10 protein-coding genes are annotated in these 15,832 nt (G+C 44.0%); 2 read left to right on the plus strand and 8 right to left on the minus strand.

Features of this window, described 5'->3' with window-relative positions; translation table 11 throughout:
- Nucleotides 1–109: 109 nt before the first annotated feature.
- The 6 genes from AB4111_RS01125 to AB4111_RS01150 form a co-directional block, all read right to left on the minus strand.
- Nucleotides 110–1,093, minus strand: coding sequence for an alpha/beta hydrolase (locus tag AB4111_RS01125; protein WP_442029732.1), 984 nt, complete (start codon nucleotides 1,091–1,093; stop codon nucleotides 110–112).
- A gap of 154 nt (nucleotides 1,094–1,247) precedes the next feature.
- A complete protein-coding gene (locus AB4111_RS01130; protein ID WP_442029734.1) occupies nucleotides 1,248–2,546 on the minus strand; it encodes an NCS2 family permease in 1,299 nt (432 codons plus the stop codon).
- Nucleotides 2,547–2,919: 373 nt separating this feature from the next.
- Entirely contained in the window at nucleotides 2,920–3,048 is a 129-nt protein-coding gene (locus AB4111_RS01135; RefSeq protein WP_219845137.1) for a DUF6254 family protein, read from the minus strand.
- A 107-nt stretch (nucleotides 3,049–3,155) separates the two neighbouring features.
- A complete protein-coding gene (locus AB4111_RS01140; RefSeq protein ID WP_442029736.1) occupies nucleotides 3,156–7,613 on the minus strand; it encodes a carbohydrate binding domain-containing protein in 4,458 nt (1,485 codons plus the stop codon).
- Nucleotides 7,614–7,655: 42 nt separating this feature from the next.
- On the minus strand, nucleotides 7,656–8,534 hold the full coding sequence (locus AB4111_RS01145) for a carbohydrate ABC transporter permease (RefSeq protein ID WP_442029738.1): 879 nt from the start codon (nucleotides 8,532–8,534) through the stop codon (nucleotides 7,656–7,658).
- A gap of 15 nt (nucleotides 8,535–8,549) precedes the next feature.
- The gene (locus AB4111_RS01150; protein ID WP_442029740.1) at nucleotides 8,550–9,500 is read right to left on the minus strand and encodes an ABC transporter permease; all 951 of its coding nucleotides are present in this window, start codon (nucleotides 9,498–9,500) and stop codon (nucleotides 8,550–8,552) included.
- 146 nt (nucleotides 9,501–9,646) lie between these two features.
- On the opposite strand from AB4111_RS01150, the gene AB4111_RS01155 reads away from it, so the two are divergent.
- Both AB4111_RS01155 and AB4111_RS01160 read left to right on the plus strand, forming a co-directional pair.
- On the plus strand, nucleotides 9,647–11,356 hold the full coding sequence (locus tag AB4111_RS01155) for a sensor histidine kinase (RefSeq protein ID WP_442029742.1): 1,710 nt from the start codon (nucleotides 9,647–9,649) through the stop codon (nucleotides 11,354–11,356).
- Between the two features lie 11 nt (nucleotides 11,357–11,367).
- Entirely contained in the window at nucleotides 11,368–13,008 is a 1,641-nt protein-coding gene (locus AB4111_RS01160; protein ID WP_442029744.1) for a response regulator transcription factor, read from the plus strand.
- A 162-nt stretch (nucleotides 13,009–13,170) separates the two neighbouring features.
- On the opposite strand, the gene AB4111_RS01165 is transcribed toward AB4111_RS01160, so the two are convergent.
- Together AB4111_RS01165 and bglS are read right to left on the minus strand one after the other, a co-directional pair.
- Nucleotides 13,171–14,856 (minus strand): extracellular solute-binding protein, encoded by a 1,686-nt coding sequence (locus AB4111_RS01165; RefSeq protein WP_442029746.1) that lies wholly within the window; start codon nucleotides 14,854–14,856, stop codon nucleotides 13,171–13,173.
- 190 nt (nucleotides 14,857–15,046) lie between these two features.
- Nucleotides 15,047–15,760, minus strand: a complete 714-nt coding sequence (gene bglS / locus AB4111_RS01170) for a beta-glucanase (protein ID WP_253442587.1) — start codon at nucleotides 15,758–15,760, stop codon at nucleotides 15,047–15,049.
- Nucleotides 15,761–15,832: the final 72 nt, after the last annotated feature.

Here is a 15,832-nt window from a genome sequence, read left to right on the forward strand (position 1 = left end):
AAATCTAAACTAAAGAATACCTCATATCTGTAATTAACTTGTCGACCCTCCTGAAAACCCAAAAAACCACGGTACCAATGATGGCACCGCAGTTTAATGATCATTTATATTACTGAATTTGTTTCATGTAAGACTTGAATTCCTCGGCGATTTCTTTATATTTCGTATGATGCAGGTAATGTGAACCTTCCATTGGGATCATTTTGCCCTGTGCCGATTGTTTGACTTGTTCTTCATGCAGTGGTATCCACTGCGGGTTATGCTCGTTGTTGGATTGTACAAAGAGAAGTATTGGCAGATTACGAGGGTACGTGAGATTTTCTCCATTTTTGAAATTGGAACCGAGGTGTTTCAGCTCGTCGATCAATGTAGGATTCGTCGCGACTTGATTCGAAATCAACCTCATCTGTTCTTTGGTATGTTCGTCGTATGCAAGTGATGCATCTGAATCACCGCTCACTTTTGAAAGTACTCTCATCAGCCCTGATTGTTTAAGAAATTTCATTAAGTTCAAAGGTAATTTGACATCCATCCCCGGTTGATTCGGAACACTGCTGTCGATCCCGACAAAAGCTGAAACTTCATCCGGATACGTGTTCACATACGTCGCTGCATATAGTCCCGTGATGGAATGGCCCATCAGAATGTAGCGGTTAATCCCGAGTTGCTGTACAGCTTCATGAACTTCACTGACGATATTCTCCGTTGTTCTCTCCGTCTCAGTTTGGTCACTTAATCCATAACCGAAAGGTTCGATTGCCACAACTCTGTAATCCGAGGTTAATTCATCAATTAACAATTTGAAATCGAGTACTGGCGATGGGGTTCCTTGTCCAGGCAAAAGCACAATCGTTTGTTCGCCGCTGCCTTGAATGGACACATTCATTTTTTTTCCATCGACATTAACATATTGGCCATACGATTCAATTTTCTTTTTCTCAATCCCATTACTGATAGTATGAACGACAAAGGTGATACCCATAAACAGCACCAGCGCGCCGATAATACCACCAATTATTTTCAACCATAACTTCCGTTTTTTACGGCCCTTAGTCCCCGTTACTGTTGTATCTTCTGATTTTTCCACATCCATCTTCTCCTGTCTTTATAACTGTAGAGCCGCTCTTGCGACATAGGTATAGTGTAACGATGGAAGATGTACCCTTCGTGACGGGAATATGAACGGAATATGAACTGCAAAAAAAGAGAGCTGCTTGTAGAGCAGTTCTCTTTAGGGTTAGACCATTTTAGTGGTCCAGGAATACAAGCTGAATGAAGAACAATACCGCAAAGATATAGAATATCGGATGAACATCCTTGCCTTTTCCGCGAAGCAGCTTGAGTACCGGATAAAAGATGAAACCTACGCCGATCCCTGTCGCAATACTATGCGTGAGCGGAGTAAGGATGATAATTAGGAAGGCAGGAAATGCTTCTTCGAGATCATCCCATTTGATTTTGCTGATAACGTTAATCATAAAGTACCCAACAATGATCAGTGCCGGAGAAGTGATCGCCGGAATGCTTGAAATTACACTTACGATCGGTGTGAAGAACAACGTCAGAGCAAGAAGCACACTTACCGTTACCGCTGTCAGTCCCGTTCTTCCTCCTGCAGCCACCCCTGTGCTGGACTCGATGTAAGCCGATGTTGGGCTTGTTCCAAGCAAAGCGCCACTGGTTGTTCCTACGGCATCTGCCAATAATGCGCCACGCGAGCGTGGAAATTTACCTTCCTTAAGCAATCCTGCTTGTTCGGCAACGCCGAGCATCGTGCCCGTCGTATCAAACAGTGTGATCAGCAGGAACGTAAATATGATCGTATACAAGCCATTTGAGAATACACCTGCCAGATCCAGTTGCAAAGCCGTTGACGTCAGGCCTTGCGGCATGGATACAATCGATTCCGGCATTTGGAATAGTCCCATGATCCAGGCAAGTATCGCTGTAACCACCATGCCGATGAACAGGTAACCCTTCACTTTGTAAGCCATCAGCACAACGGTAATAATTAATCCGATAATAGTCAGATAAGCCATTGGCTCAGCCAGGTTTCCGATTGTAATCAAATTCGATTCTGAATCGGCAATAATTCCGGAATTTTGCAGACCTACCGTTGTAATAAACAATCCGATCCCTGCTGTTATGGCATGTTTTAAGCTTGCAGGAATGGCATCTAGCAACATGTAACGGAATGAAGTAAGCGATAAAATAATAAACAAAATCCCTGCGATAAATACCGCTCCCAGTGCAACCTGCCAAGACACGCCATACCCGGCAACGACGCTATACGCAAAGAATGCATTCAGTCCCATACCCGGCGCGATGACGATGGGATAATTGGACCATATCCCCATAATCAGGGTTCCCACAATACTTGCCAGTACCGTTGCTATGAATACTCCGTTAAAGTCCATGCCCGTGCTGCTAAGTATCCCTGGGTTTACGATCACTATGTATACCATTGTGAAGAATGTTGTAATCCCAGCGATAATCTCTGTGGGAATGCTCGTACCTCTTTCTTTTAGTTTGAACCAATTGTCCATGCTAAAGCCAGCCTCCAACTTTCAATTTATACTCCAAGCTAAAAACAAAAAATCCTAATCTTCATATAGGATTGTAATATTAACGCTCCTATATTCGTTGTTAGGATTAAAGATTTAACAGCTATGCTCTATACGAAACATAAAAACGAAACATAAAGATACTCATCTCTGTTTTAACCTGAAGTCCATTTCGTATTCTAATTAAAACAACATGCGATGTCAACGATTTGACGATTTGTTCACAGTTATTTACGAACTATATATATACTATATCTTATGTTCATTCGTTTTTAGGACAGAGTGTATACACTTAGTGCTCAATGTTTACCACATCTAAAAAGACTGCCAGCAATGTTCACTGACAGTCTTTCGTTTAATTCGTAGTAGGTTTCTCTTCATACTCGCTGGATAATTCTTTTAGCGATTTGATTTTACCATGGGGATGCTGTTCTTGCTTTCGTGACTTCCAGGCAGCTTCTTTTCGTTTCTTCTGGTCAGCCATAAAAGAGATCCTCCTCTGGAAACTGAGATGTGTACTACCTCTTTATGATGTCACTATAAGGCAACTTTATTCTACGTTTTTAGCTGCTAAGAGGATGAGAGTAGAAGCTAATTAGCAGGACCCAGATTAATCAAGCTGACATCGGACAAAGAGACAGTTGTGTTACCGTCTTCTGCGCCGTCAATGTTACCCAGATCAAATGAGATGCGAGTATTCGCATAGCTGGCTTCTGTTGCATCAAATGTAAACGTGAACTCCTGTTCTTCTGGAGTCAAATCAACTCGTGCCCCAAAGAATCCATGCCATTCATAGTTGGCAGCTGCGTCGACCCATCCAATTCCCAAACCCACTTTTCTGGACTTCTCCGCTTTGGCTTTAAACGTTAATTTGTATTTAAAACCTTGCTGTATGCCAAATCCTTCATTGATGACTTGACGATCCCATGGGTTCTGTCCAGCATTACCAATCTTGGCATGAAGCTGTTGATTGCTAACTTGCATCTCAAGATCAGCTGCATTACCATCCGCGTAGGTAAACCAGCTGTCTTTACCTTTGGAGAAGTCTCCATTGGAAATAAGATTAACATGAGCTGGTTGCCCTCCTTGATCTGCATTCGGATTAACTTCATATAACTGAATGTTATGGATGTTAATCGAGTGTTCACCTGCAGGTAGCGGATATCCTAGTCCAAATGCAAGTATGGCTGCCGAATCAGAGATATCTCCCATGGTGATTGTATAACTATACGACTGTGGATCCGCAGTTAATTCCACTTCTTCTTCGAAATACTTCACAAAATCCCCTGCATTCTGAGAAAGGACCGCTTGCATGGATTTAGGACTTGAAGCAGATGCCTCGAAGGTAAGTCGGTATGATTTATTTGCATCCAGTTCGATCTGACCTTGTTGCAGCAATGCATCCCACCAATGGTCACTTGTACCAGGCAAGTTAATCGTTAATCCTTCGCCCTCTTCATGTGAAGCTGTCAGATCATTAGGAATTAGCTCCCAATGATTCAGATTCGCTGCAAGCTGGCTGTTCTGAATTTTATTTTTTGAAATATCCACCCAACGTGTATTATAATTTGCTCCTTCAAAATTCACATAATAGCGTTTGCCTGCTGTCAAGTTGACCCCTGGGAAATACTCGGTTTTGTATGTTTGCCATCCCCCCGTGTCTCCGAGATTCAGTTCGTATTGAGCAACGATTGTACCTTGTTCATCCTGAATGCTGTACTGAACAGTGGAGTCACTCTTGCCACTAGCCATTCGAGCAGATAGGACGTAAAGTCCATCTTCCGCAACATCGATTTTATACTGGAGCAGATCTCCCTGATCCATGTAGCTAACGTGTTTGCCACCTTCGACGGAGTCCTCCAATTGCAAACCTTGCATCATCCAGGCTTCGGTTGCAGGTATATGTGCGTAGCCATTCACGGACAGAGGTTTGCCACGTTTGGTCAGACGCACATTGTCCACATATACCTTGCCGTTGGAACTTCCGAATAACAGTCTAAGTTCGGATTGTGCGATTGCTGGCCCATCTCCAATGATGATCTCTCCGGTATACGTTTTGATTTCTTGGCTCAATGAGAGGTTTTGCCCTTGATGAACCTGCACCGTATGCCCATTACTGCTGACAACATCGATATCGATGCTTCGTGATGAATCTGCCTTGGCATCAAAGGAGAATCCATACGTTGAATTGGCCTCCAGTTTTAACTCCGGTTGGTTCACCGATACCTGCTGTGGTTCACCATTTGTTTGCGTAACATCCACAACCAGTTGACGTTCCATAATCGGGAATTTCAAGAAGTTATTCACGCTGATCTGAGCCTTTGCACCTTCTTGAATGTTGCTTGACCAGAATCCCAGACGCTCTTTACCTTGATCAAACGTTCCATTGTAAATGAAGTTGCCATCAGGTAACGCGTTACGTTCAACCGTTAGCGGATCTGCCTCACCCACCTCAATCAGTCGAACATTGGCAAGCCAAACGGTTTTATCATCCAATCCCAAATTAAATTCGAATCTGGCATTATTATCTGATCCATCACGCATATTGAAAGTATAATCATAGGACTGCCAATCTGTCGTAAGTGTAAAGGTGTGATCACCCGAGTAATTTGTCCAGCTTTTTTCGAATTGGTTCACTTTGGACATAATCGTACGGTTAGCAGAAGCCTTCGCATCAAATTGTATTTTGTACTTTTTGTTTTTCTTCATGTACATGGGCATCTGAGTGAGTTGAACCGAATAGTTTTCAGTTCCTGATGCATCGATACTAACTTGTGCTGCTTTCCCTTTCTGCTCATCCTCTACAACTTGCGCACTGCCCACTCCGTCAGCATTCGTAATGAATTTCCATTGCGAAGGAACACCGTTATCTCCAGATGCTTCCGCAAAACGATCATTGTAGAGTTGATTGCCATCGGCTTGTGGTTCACGCTGTTGTACAGGCTCGATCGGACTCGTTGTTACATCCGGCCAAGTGTTTAGATTTTTGTAAGAGTACACACGTACAAAATCAACATTCATCGTTTCAGAAGTGAAGTCGCTCTCAGGTGAGCCCGGCCAGTCTCCGCCAACTGCCAGATTCAGAATCAGATAGAATGGACGATCAAATGGTGCAGGGAACGTATAATACTCGGGTTGGCCCGCGGCCTTTGTTTGCCAGTTGGTCACTTCATGGTGCAGCTTTCCATCCACATAGAAGCGAATCATGCCCGGCAACCATTCCACCTGGAAATCATGATAATCGTCAGCAAAAGTTTCTCCCTCCGGAAGAGTAAGGCTTCCCTGATCATGTCCATGGGACCCATCAGGCTTCACACTATCATAGTGCAATGTGCTATATACCTTGCTATTACTCTCATTGCCACCAATAAGCTCCATAATATCAATCTCTCCAGATGCCGGCCATCCGCCATAATGCGCTTCATCGGTTGGCATCATCCAGATGGCAGGCCACATGCCTTTTTCAATAGGAAGCTTCGCACGTACAACGACTTTACCGTAAGTCCAGTCACCTTTTCCCATTGAGATCAGTTTGCCGGAACTGTAATCTTTACCGTTTTTCTGCCCTTTTTTTGCTTCGATCTGTAATACGCTTCGGTTCTGATCTTTCGTAATACGAGTGTTATCCGGGCTGTAATACTGCATTTCATTATTATAAACCAGACCCGTATCCTGCACGGTCCATTTGGAAGAATCGATCGCAGAACCGTTAAACTCATCATTCCAGACAAGCTCCCATTGATCATGCGGAATCGTTGTTGCGGGAACCGGCTTTTCCCCCGCCGGATTGCTTGGGTTCGATGGTGTAGACGGTGATTGTCCGTCTGGGGAAGATTGCGTTGGTGTGTTTGTCACATTGGTTGAACCACCCGGCTGCGATGAAGCAGGTTGTTGGTCTTCACCCAACATGGATGTGCGCAATCCTTGTTTTACTTTCTCTCCGTTGATAACAACGTCACTCGCGTCTACACTCAATTTGTTGATCGTACCTTTGGTATCCATTCGGGTCTGAGTCGCTTCTGCATGAATATTCATGGAATCAATGAGGCTGTCGGAAGAGATTTCCAGAATAGATTTTTGCATGACATGCAGCTCCTGGATGTTACTTTCTCCCGCAATGGCAACTCTGACGGGTTCACCACGTTTGTCAACGACCACTCGATTCAACTTGGAGTTGCTAATGTCAATGGAATGACTGCCGCCGCCTTTAATGATGACACTTCCTGTAACGGTTACGCCTTGGAGCACCACAGAACCCTCACCTATTCCTTCTGCCAGCAGGAGATTTCCATTGACGATCGTATTTTTTAACGTGACATCCGTCGATTTAATAATCAAGTTGCCATCCACCCGGGAGTCATATATACCAGGAGCACTTTTCACATCGGCAATCATCGCTGACAGTAACTCTGCCGTCTCCGCTCGTGTAATCGGGGCTTTGGGATTTAATTTCCCCTGGAAACCTTTGATCATATTTTCGTTCACCAGATAGGTAAGCGCTTTCTTAGAATAACTGGAAATATCATCTGCATCCTCAAAGTTCAATGGTTCACTCTCTTCGTTCGCAGTCGTTGAAAGTTGAAAAGCTCGATCCACCATAACCGCTGCATCTTGCCGGCTAATCGGTTGTTTCGGTGACAGATGCTCACGGTCTGTGCCTTCAATAATGCCAGAACCATTGGCCCGAACCAACACATCATAGTACCAATCGTCTGAAGTCAGATCAGCATATGAACCCGTCGCCGCATTACCGATGAAACCAAACGCCCGATCCAGAATCATAACAAATTCAGCTCGGCTAATGACCTGACTGGGCTTGAATGTGCCGTCGGTGTAACCTTTCAATAGATTCAAGTCCTGCAATCGTGTAACTGCGGATTGTGACCAATGCCCGGTAAGGTCATTATAGGAAACAGAGGAGTGCAGGCTTTTCGCCTGCACATTTCCTACCTCTGATTGATCTTGTACACTTTCTGCCCCAGCAGTTGCTGGATAAACGAGGGTAGCCATTAAACTCCATGCCACCATACATGCCAAACCTCTTCTCATCTTACTTCCTCCCTCAGCTCGGTTATCCTTGCATTGCATAGCCTATTCCTTGACTGCTCCAATAACAATTCCCTTTACGAAGAAACGTTGTAAAAACGGGTAAACCATCAGGATCGGAAGCGCACCAATAAAGATCTGTGCTGCGCGCACGGTTCGCTGTGAGATATTCTCCAACATGGAAGGATCCACATTGATTTTGCTGAGATCTTGCTGAACGATAATGGTCTGTAACAGAGAAGCAAGCGGATAATTTTTAATGTCAGACATATAGATCATGCCGTCGAACCAGGAGTTCCACTGATACACCATTGTAAATAAGGACAAGGTTGCGATCGCCGGAAGCGACAGTGGAACGTAGACCAGGATCAATGTTTTGATATGACCTGCTCCATCCAGATAGGCTGCTTCTTCAAGTTCTTTCGGCAGACCCCGGAAGAAGTTCATCATGAGAATGACGTTCCACACGGACAGAGCGCCGGGCAGAATAAGCGCCCAGATCGTATTCATCAGACCAAGCTTCTGAATCAGAATGTAACTTGGAATCAAACCGCCGCTGAACAAAATGGTGAATACAAAAAACCATGTATACAAGGAGCGGCCTTTAAAGCTGATATCTTCCTTCGACAACGGAAATGCGGTGATGAGCATGATGACCATACCGATGATCGTTGCAAGCACAGTCCGTTTAAGAGACACCAGAAGCGAGTTGATGAAATTTGAATTTCCGAATGTTTTCACGTATGCGTCGGTTGTGAACCCGATGGGCCAGAAGCTGACCAGGTTCGATGATGCTGGCGCCATACTGCTGAATGAAACGGCTAATATATGAATAATAGGCAAAATGCAAAGTATGGATAATATGCCAAGAAACGTATAGTTAGCTATGCTGAATATGCGGTATCCTTTAGTTTTATAATACAAGCCCTTTTCTCCTCTCTAGAAAACTCGATAATTAGCCAGTTTGTAAGCCATTCTGTACGATATAACAATCAAAATGGTAGCTACCACTGATTTGAATAACCCCACTGCTGTGGCAAAACTCATCTTCCCGTTCAAAATCCCGAGTCGATACACAAAGGTATCAATGATGTCGCCTTTGTCATACACAAGCGGATTGTACAAGTTGAACACCTGATCAAAACCGGCGTTCAGGATATTACCGATAGAGAGTGTCATCAGTACAATTGTAATCGGCATCAATGCCGGAATCGTAATGTGCAGCGTCTGTTTGAACCGGTTGGCCCCATCCACCTCGGCAGCCTCGTAGAGCGCAGGATTGATTCCTGATAGAGAAGCCAGAAATACGATCGTACCAAAACCAAATTCTTTCCAGACATCGCTGACAATTAGCGTAATACGGAACCATGTGCCATCTCCCAGGAAGAAAATTGGTTCTCCTCCAAAGGCTACGACAAGCTGGTTCACCATGCCGCCCTGAGGAGACAGGATATCAAGCAAAATCCCACCGAGAATAACCCATGATAGGAAATGCGGCAGATACACAAGCGTCTGACTCACTCTTTTGAATGCCGTCAAGCGAACTTCATTGAGCAAAATGGCAAACAAGAATGGAGCGAACAGTCCCGCGATGATTTTGAAAAATGCAATGACCAGCGTATTCCAGATTACCTGACCTACATCCGGATATAAAAACAAGTATCTAAAGTTGTCCCAACCTACCCATTTGGACTCTGAAAATCCCAGGTATGGCTTGAAATCCTGAAAAGCAATCACAATACCACCCATCGGTATGTACTGAAACACTATTGCCAGCAGTACGGCTGGAACGAGCATCATATGCAAAGTCCAGTTTCGTTGCATATTCCAGCGCTGCTTGACTCTGGTGGAGCGCCGTTTGTGCGGCGTTTCTAACGTATGTTCCTTCACTCCTGCATCCCCCATGTTCTAAATTTTGTATTTTACAAGTCATCGTGAACTTGTATATTAAAATTATAGCAATGGTAATTTGCGATCTATATCCTAATATTGCAACAACGATATCACTATTTTAATGAGATTAAGGAGGTTGAACTTTGCTCACACGCATGAATGTCTTTACCAAAATTACATTGTTGTTTGTGATGCTGCTTATTTTGGTATTGTTTCTCTACACGTACTCGAACCGGGAAAGCGTACGAGTTATCGAACATGAGATTCAGAACAATACGATGAATCATCTTTCGACATTTGCGGATTCAGTAGAATCCAATATATACCAATTGTCGTTATATGGGATGTCTATCGGACAAGATTCCAGTATTCAGGAATATCAACGTCCCGACTACAAAGACGTACCTTACGAACGTGTAAAAGTCGGAAGCGCCATTCTGGAGAAGATGAATCTGTATAACGCAGCAAGTAAGTGGCACTCGACGATTACGCTGTATTTCCCCCGGATGAAGAAAGTGATATCAACGGATTATTATGCCTACATTCCGTACAGGGATAACGAATTCACAGAGCCGCTCTCGCAGTCGTGGACCTATGCTGATCATCAGTTTATCTGGTATACGACCGATCCAACGATAGCGATGGCGAAACCCGGCAAAGCTCGGTTAATTACCAAAATCAGTTTTCCGGATCACCATTTAACCGCACTGCTGAATCAAAACAAGTTAAACAACAAGGGTGATCCGTTTATGTTCCACCCGGATTATGGTTTAATCAGTAATAGCTCTGGAAAGGATACCTTGAAGGCCATCCTGCCCTCTCTGAAAGAAGCTGATCTGAAAACCAGTGGTGGATTCAGCACAACGTTGAACAAGACGGAATATTACGTCTCTTACATTCAATCTAAGAGCCTTGGCTGGTACTATGTTGACTATGTTCCCATGCAGCAAATATTAAAACCGATTACGAGCAGCCGGAATCTTTTTTACGCTTCAATTGCGGTTCTAATCGTGATGAGCGTTGTTGTGTTGTATACACTCTATCGCAGTGTGCAACTTCCACTTCTACAGTTAGTGAAAGGAACGAATCGTTTGTCCACCGGGGATTTTTCCGTTCGGTTGCATCATCCGGCGAGGAATGAATTCAGTCTTTTATTTGCACGTTTCAACATCATGGCTCAACGAATTCAAGAGTTAATCGAGAATGTATATGAGGAAAAATTGAGAAGCCGCGAAGCTACGCTTAAACAGCTTCAATCGCAGATTAATCCGCATTTTCTCTATAACTGTCTCTTCTATATCAAGAACATGGCTAGAATGAAAAATGAGAAAGCTGTGGTAGCCATGGCACTTAATCTGGGAGAGTATTACCGATACATAACCAGGTCTGAAAATGATCAAGCCACGCTTCGGGAAGAGTTGACGATGGTCAAAAATTATTTGGAAATCCAGTCCCTTCGATTGGAACGAATGCATTTTACAATCGACGTACCCCATGCTATTTTGGATAAAACAGTTCCCAGACTGACCCTTCAGCCTATTATTGAGAACGCTATTATTCATGGTTTGGAACCCAGATCCGAGAACGGTGAGATCAAAATTTATGCCGATTGCGAGAATGATGTGTACACGATTACAGTGGAGGATAGCGGGCTTGGCATGTCTGATGAACAGCTTGAACAATTAAGGAATAATCTTACCAAACCGCTGGATGAGAACATGGGATGTGGCACATGGAATGTCCACCAACGCTTGTCTTTTCTCTATGGTGATGGATCAGGACTGGCCTATGATCATTCTGAATCGGGTGGGATCAAAGTTAACATCGTATGGCACGACAATACTAACAAGTAGGTGAGCAACTCATGCTGCAAATATTACTAGTGGACGATGAACGATCAGTCGTGGAAACGCTGGCTGAGACCATTCCGTGGGAAAGCTGCGGGATTGGCACAGTACATGAAGCCTTATCCGGTTCGGTGGCGTTGGAAATCATGGAAAACCACGACATTGACATTGTCATTACAGATATACGAATGCCCGAAATGTCAGGTATAGCGCTTATTACAGCGATTCATGAAAAGTGGCCGTATGTACAGACGATTCTGTTATCAGGTCATGCTGATTTTGAATATGCAAAACAGGCTATCGCGCAGGAAAGCTTTGATTACTTGCTAAAACCGGTTAGCGATGAAGATCTTATTGACACGGTCCAACGCCTCGTTCATCGAATTAAAGAAAAGTGGGAAACGGCAGCCTCCCATCAACGAGCCTTACACGCCTTTCAGGATCACCTGCCCTTGCTTCAATCCACAATGCTGCATGAATTGCTGACTGGAAAAGTCTATGATCCGAAGACACTGGCAGACAAGCTTGATCTGCTGGAGCTACCCTACTCCATAGGTGAAAACCTGGGTATGTTGGTTATTCGCATGGAGAAACATCTATCCGAGATGGCACACGGTGACCTGGCCCTAATGGAATATGCGATATGTAATATCATTAGTGAAGTGATGCATAATCATTTTCATATCTGGCACACACGAGACGTTCACGATTACATTGTTGTTCTGGTTAGCATGAAACACTCCACAACGATGAGCTATAGCAGGAACGAGACACCTCAGACCCTGCTTGAGCAGTATGCTGCCCAGATTCAAACCAATGTTAAGTTATACTTGAAGGGTGCGATCTCGATTTCCGTCTCTAACTGGGGCAAGTTCCCTCACGAAATAGGAGAAATCTATGAGCGGGCCGTAATGTCCATGCGTAAACGGATGGGGCAAGTTCAAGGCTTGTTTGTCACAGCTTCCGATGAAACGGACGCCAATCCGCTTCATACGATCAGGTCACTTTATCAGCCGCCAACGTTGATCAGCCTATTGGAAGCTGGGCGATTTGAGGATGTGGAACACAAAATTGAGCATATTTTTGAGGAATTGCTGCATTCAAGTGAACATCATGATATTGCGGAGTCAACCATTGAAGTGTATTTTGCTCTCGCTGGTGCATTTGCGTACATCATTCATAAAAATGGTAAACAAATATCTTCTTTGATTCCAGCGGAGTCCAATCGTTATTTTCATGCTCCCAGCTATTCTACTGCACAGCAGTTGCAGGACTGGTCCATACGTACGCTTTATTACATACGAGATGATGCCGAACAAGAGCTCAGAGACAATCACAGCACCATTGTACGCAGCGTCAAGAGTTTCGTAGACCTTCATCTGGCTGGAGATGTATCGCTCCCTGCCATTGCCGACCATGTGCATCTGCATCCAGTGTACTTGTCCAAGGTATACAAGGCGGAGACCGGTGAAGCACTTACTGCCTATGTATACCGATTAAGAATGGAGAAAGCAGCCTATCATTTGCGAACGTCAACTGCCAAGGTATTTGAAATTGCTGAACTTGTCGGATACAACAATACCGCCTATTTCATACGAGTTTTCAAGAAATTTTATGATCTTACTCCTCAAGAATATCGGGAAAATCTACCGGTTTAAGGGATACTCAGACCAGACTTTGACGCTTTAGTAGGCTTACCGTTTTCCCATTTCTCATAGTGCATACCAAAAGGCATTGCCGGAGTTCATCTCCTGCAATGCCTTTTGTCAGCTTATGTGACCGCGATGCATAGAATTAATGTTCGCGGCTCTGCCCTCGTACTATTTTCCGCTTTTCACGGAATCATACCACTCGTTAACTTCTTTCGTAATCTGATCTCCGCCTGAGGATTTCCATTTCTCAACAAATGAGTCGAACGCATCCACAGAGGTTTTGCCATATACAATTTGGGAGAAGGTATCTTTCTCCATCTTCGTCAAAATATCATTGTTCATCTGCATCGTCATGGAAGGTGCACCAGTAAACATCTGATTGAACACGATATCTTTTTGATCCAAAACAATCTTGGCTGCATCAAGCATAGGTGTAGGTACACCTGATTTGATTTTTTTCTCAAATGGCGTTGTTGGTTCTTCACCACTTGCCAGCTTCGCGAGTGTTGTCATGCTCAAATTCGGAATGCGCGCTCCATCAAAAGTTAAAGTGTACTTCTCGGGAGCATAACCGCCCGTAAGACTTGCATCAGTTGATGGTTTCCCATCAACCATAACCCAATCGTATCCTTCGGCAAATCCATGTTCGAACTCGTCGCCTTCTTTAGGATTTGCATAGTGATCAAAGAGATAGTTCTGATACGTGAAAAAGGCTTCCGGATTTTTCATGTCTTTGTTAATCAGAACTACGCCGTTTCCATTCGACGTACCATGTCTCCCTGCTTGACCATTCGGACCGGAAGGAATCGGATACGCTTTGTATTCAGCCTCAGGATTGTTTTTCTTCACATCCTCCAGTGGCCAGGATGGCATCCAGTGAGGACCTACCACAATACCTGCTTTTCCAGCAGTAAATTCTTCAGCAGCTTTTGTCTCGTCATACACGCCGGCTTCTTCCGGGATATACCCTTTGCTCATCCAGCTTTGTAATTTGGCTAAAGCCTGTTTCGCACCAGGTGTTACGGAACCGTATTCAAGTTTTCCATCTTCCGTCAGATTCCATTGGTTCGGCATGGTACCATAAGCGCCAAATACCCATCCGGCTTCTGACATCCATGTGTTCAGCCAGTTCTTGAAGCCAATGGTCAATCCGTAGGTATCCTGCTTCCCATTGCCATCTGGATCTTGGTTCGTAAACGTTTCCATAATGACTTCTAGATCATCTATAGTTTTAGGTGCTTCCAGATTGAATTTCTTCATCCAGTCTTCACGGATCCACATGACAGGATCACCGTTATAGGCATAGTCCAAAATGGGAATACCGATCTTTTTGCCATCTTGCATGTATGGATACCATACGGAAGGATCTTCGTTTACGGCTGCTTTCCATGTATCGCTTGCATATTTGTCAAACAACTCGCCGGCATCGACAAATTTTCCAGACTCAATCAACTCACGTACCAGATTGAACTCGCCGCGATACGAAATGATGTCCGGCATTTCAGCATTGGAGGCTAGTGATAGGCGCAGCTTTGTCTCGAATGCATTGTTCGTGGATGGTGAGATCCACTGATTTTTCAGCTCAATCCCGAGCTTCTCTTTAGCCCATTTCGTATGGACATTGTTGTCCTGGTCCTCGCCTGGCTTAAATTTTACATCCGGGCCCCAAGGCCGTAGATACGTGATAGACACTGGTGGATCATATTTCCCGTTTTTGAGCTCTAACGTTGCCGCAGGAGTGCTCGATTCTGTTTTCTTGTCGCTCCCGCTGCTGCATCCACTCAAGGCTGCAGATACAGCCAATACACCGATCATGACCAAGCTTCCTACTCGTCTCTTTTTACGTGTGTCCAACTTCGTTCCCCCAGTCTATGTAATGTTGCTTACAGGTTAATCATAATGAATGATTGATATTTATGCCCATACTAATTTTGCAACATTTATTGCAATAATTTAGGATATTGGATATTGAATATATAGATTGAATAATTACAATACCGTTGTATAGAGAAAAAAGCAGCCGTTAACGGCTGCTTCAGTCTACTTAATTACTCGTATATTTAACCCAATCGTACTCTGCATATAGCGGATTGGCACCGTTGTAAGGACCGAGCCAGCTATCTACACCCGTTCCATTCCAGAGATTCATCATAATTTTGCCTGGTGTTTTTGGAATATTACTGGTTGCCGTATGTTTCAAGACACCATCAACATACCATTTAATATGTCCAGGCTGCCAGTCGAATGCGTACGTATGGAAACCTTGGGATGCATCAAAACCTAGATTGATAATCTGCTCATGATTGCCAACCCCATTGGTATAATAATTAAACTGCACTTTGGTGGTGTCTTTCCCTAAAAATTCGATATCAATTTCATCCCATTGGGTGCCATGTGAGGGCCCTGTGTATGTGAAAAATGAGGAAACCACACCTGTGTTCTTGGCAGGTTTCATACTGACTTCATACAAGCCGTACCCATACGTATTCGTGGATCGGTACTCTCCGCAATCAAATTTGTTTTGTGCAGAACTGGTCAAACCAAGCTTAAGCTTGCCATCACTTGTAAAATTAACATTGTTAGCCCTCCAGGTACAGTTGAACATACCCCCATTGGAATACCCATCTGCCTTTTGCCATGTGCTTGCGTTAAAATAGGTTAGAGGCTCCCAGAACACATAACCCGCGAAAGCGCTTACTGAAAAAAACAAAGAAACGATACCTGTTACCGCCAAAGTATACCAAGACTTCCTCTTCATCATACACCTCCATGAATGATTCCAACATATGCAAGTTAATATTACTGAGTGCAGGTCAATAAGGTAAAGATA

This window comes from Paenibacillus sp. 2KB_22, from assembly GCF_052115745.1.
GTDB lineage: Bacteria > Bacillota > Bacilli > Paenibacillales > Paenibacillaceae > Paenibacillus.